The following is a 3,110-nucleotide window of genomic DNA, read 5'->3' as shown; positions in this document are numbered from 1 at the left end:
CGAACGCGACGACGTCGTGGCCACCCTCGCGCGGGTGTTCGCCTCCGGCGGCACGGCCGTGCTCGTCACGGGCGCCGACGCCGACGACCCCGCCGTGGCGGGGATCGCGGACACCGAGCGCACCACGCTCACCGCCTAGAGCACCGGACACCGAGCGCCGGCGGAGCGTTCCGGCGCCGGCGGGGCGGGGCGGTCTCCTCCCGCCCCGACTCCACCCGCCGCCTACCAGGCGCGATCCGGGCCGCAACGCGATCTGCCCCTCCGATTGCGATCCGCCCCCCGGGGTTCCGGGGGTCGATCGCGATCGGAGGGGCAGATCGAGGCGGGGTTCAGCCGACCGGTCAGGCCAGGAGCTGGCGGGCCATGACCATGCGGTTGATCTGGTTGGTGCCCTCGTAGATCTGGGTGATCTTGGCGTCGCGCATCATCCGCTCGACGGGGAAGTCACGCGTGTAGCCGGCGCCGCCGAACAGCTGCACCGCGTTGGTGGTGACCTCCATCGCCACGTCCGAGGCGAAGGTCTTGGAGGCGGCGGCCATGAAGCCGAGCTTCTCGCCACCGGGGGCGGAGCCGCGCTCGGCGTTGGCGGCGGCGGTGTAGACCATCAGACGCGCGGCCTGCACCTTCATGGCCATGTCGGCCAGCATGAACTGCGTGTTCTGGAAATCCGAGATCGCCTTGCCGAACTGGCGGCGCTCCTTGGTGTAGGCGATCGCCGCGTCGAGCGCGCCCTGCGCGATGCCCACGGCCTGCGCACCGATCGTCGGACGGGTGTGGTCCAGCGTCTGCAGCGCGGTCTTGAACCCGGTGCCCGGCTCGCCGATGATCCGGTCGCCCGGGATGCGGACGTTCTCGAAGTACAGCTCCGCGGTGGGCGAGCCCTTGATCCCGAGCTTCTTCTCGGTCTTGGACACGCCGAAACCCTCGTCGTCGGCGTGGACCATGAACGCGGAGATCCCGCCGGCACCCTTATCTGGGTCGGTCACGGCCATGACCGTGTACCAGGTGGACTTGCCGCCGTTGGTGATCCACGCCTTGGAGCCGTTGAGGATCCAGTCGTCACCGTCGGCCTTGGCGCGCGTGCGCATCGACGCGGCGTCCGAGCCGGCCTCGCGCTCGGACAGGGCGTAGGAGGCCATCTTCCCCGCGGCGATCTCGGGCAGCACCTTCTGCTTGAGCTCCTCGCCACCGGCCAGGATCAGGCCCATGGTGCCGAGCTTGTTGACCGCCGGGATCAGCGAGGACGAGGCGTCGACGCGGGCGACCTCCTCGATCACGATGCAGGCCGCGACCGAATCCGCGCCCTGACCCTCGTACTCCTCGGGGATGTGGACCGCGTTGAAGCCCGACGCGTTGAGCGCGTCGAGGGCCTCCTGCGGGAACCGCTCGTTCTCGTCGACATCCGCGGCGTGGGGCTCGATCTCCTTCTCCGACAGCGCGCGGATCGCGGCGCGGAGCTCCTCGTGCTCCTCCGCCGGACGGTACAGATCGAAGTCGGGGTTACCGGACATGTGCGGGCCTCCAAAGGGGAATCGTCAGTGCTGGTCACGCGGCGGGCGCCGGTGTCCGGACATCGGTGTGGGCCGGTCGCGCGACGGCGGCGGCTCGCGAGTGGATCCGGGGTGCACCCGGCCACTCAGGTTACCAGCGACTAACTGGATTCCTCCCCCATCGGCGACCCCACTTTCCGCATCGCGGAACGCACCTGCGGGATGCCTCCCGCCCGTCAGCCGAGCAGACGCTGCCGGAGCGCGTCGTCCTTGCGCTCGACCATCGCCTCGAGCTCCGCCTGGAAACCCTCCATCCGCTCACGCAGGGCGGGGTCGGAGGCGGCGAGGATCCGGACCGCCAGCAACCCGGCGTTCCGGGCTCCCCCGATCGACACGGTCGCCACCGGGACCCCCGCCGGCATCTGCACGATCGACAGCAACGAGTCCATCCCGTCGAGATGCTTGAGCGGAACCGGCACTCCGATCACGGGCAGTGCGGTGGCGGAGGCGACCATCCCCGGCAGGTGCGCGGCGCCGCCCGCGCCGGCGATCACGACGCGGATGCCGCGACCGGCGGCCGACCGGGCGTAGTCGAGCATCTTCTGCGGGGTGCGGTGCGCGGAGACGACGCCCACCTCGAACGGGATCCCGAACTCGGCGAGCGCCTCGGCCGCCGCCTCCATGGTGGGCCAGTCGGAGTCACTGCCCATGATGAGGCCGACCTGCGGCCCGTCCTGTCGCGCGGTCATCTCGTCGCCTTTCGTGGAGGTGTGTCAGCGGGGGCGGCCGGGGCGCCGCCGCCCGGGGGGTTGTCCGATGGACGCGGTGTCCGCACAGCATCGGCCGCGCGGACGCGGCGGTGAGCTCAGCGTTCGAAGTCGCCGACGGGCGCGCCCGTGTGAGGGTCCCAGCCGTCGGCCCACCGGGCGTGGGAGAGCCAGTGGGCGGCCAGCTCGGCCACCGCGCGCACGGCGGCCACCTGGTCCGCGTCGTCCGGGTCGACGCCCGGGTCGGCGAGCACGTTGACGTGACCGATCTTGCGGCCGTGTCGTTCGGACTTGCCGTAGAGGTGCACCTTGGCGTGTGGGAACCGCGCTCCGAGGTGGTGGACACGCTCGTCCATGCTCATCACGGGCGTCTCGGGCGCGCCGAGGACGTTGGCCATCACGGTGAGCGGGGCGGTGGGCACGGTCGAGCCGAGCGGGTAGTCGAGCACGGCCCGCAGGTGCTGCTCGAACTGGCTGGTGGTGGCCCCGTCCATGGTCCAGTGCCCGGAGTTGTGGGGCCGCATCGCCAGCTCGTTGACCAGCACTCCGGGGCGACCGTCCGAGCCGACGACCTCGAACAGCTCGACGGCCATGACGCCGGTGACGTCCAGGTGCTCGGCGAGCTTGAGGGCGGTCGCCTGGACGGCCGAGCGCAGATCGTCGGGGAGTCCGGGGGCGGGAGCGATCGCCACGGCGCAGATCCCGTCGCGCTGCACGGTCTCGACGACCGGCCACACGGCGCCCTGACCGAACGGGGACCGCGCGACCATGGCGGACAGCTCCCGGGTCCACGGCACCCGAGCCTCGGCCATCATGGGCACCCCGGCGGCGAGCTGCTCGGACGCGATCCGCT

Annotated in this window: 3 protein-coding genes; all 3 read right to left on the bottom strand. The window is 71.6% G+C overall.

What is annotated here, in order from left to right:
- Nucleotides 1-341 precede the first annotated feature (341 nt).
- The gene (locus G6030_RS03870) at nucleotides 342-1,511 is read right to left on the bottom strand and encodes an acyl-CoA dehydrogenase family protein (RefSeq protein ID WP_007628917.1); all 1,170 of its coding nucleotides are present in this window, start codon (nucleotides 1,509-1,511) and stop codon (nucleotides 342-344) included.
- Nucleotides 1,512-1,726: 215 nt separating this feature from the next.
- A complete protein-coding gene (purE, locus tag G6030_RS03865) occupies nucleotides 1,727-2,239 on the bottom strand; it encodes a 5-(carboxyamino)imidazole ribonucleotide mutase (RefSeq protein WP_007628915.1) in 513 nt (170 codons plus the stop codon).
- A 116-nt stretch (nucleotides 2,240-2,355) separates the two neighbouring features.
- Nucleotides 2,356-3,110 (bottom strand): 5-(carboxyamino)imidazole ribonucleotide synthase (locus G6030_RS03860; RefSeq protein ID WP_182642263.1); only part of this gene is annotated, 755 nt, incomplete at its 5' end.

This window comes from Dietzia sp. E1, assembly GCF_014145015.1.
In the GTDB taxonomy this organism is placed as follows: Bacteria; Actinomycetota; Actinomycetes; order Mycobacteriales; family Mycobacteriaceae; genus Dietzia; species Dietzia cinnamea_A.
Note: the sequence above shows the minus strand (reverse complement) of the source record. Positions and strands in the feature narration are given on the sequence as shown.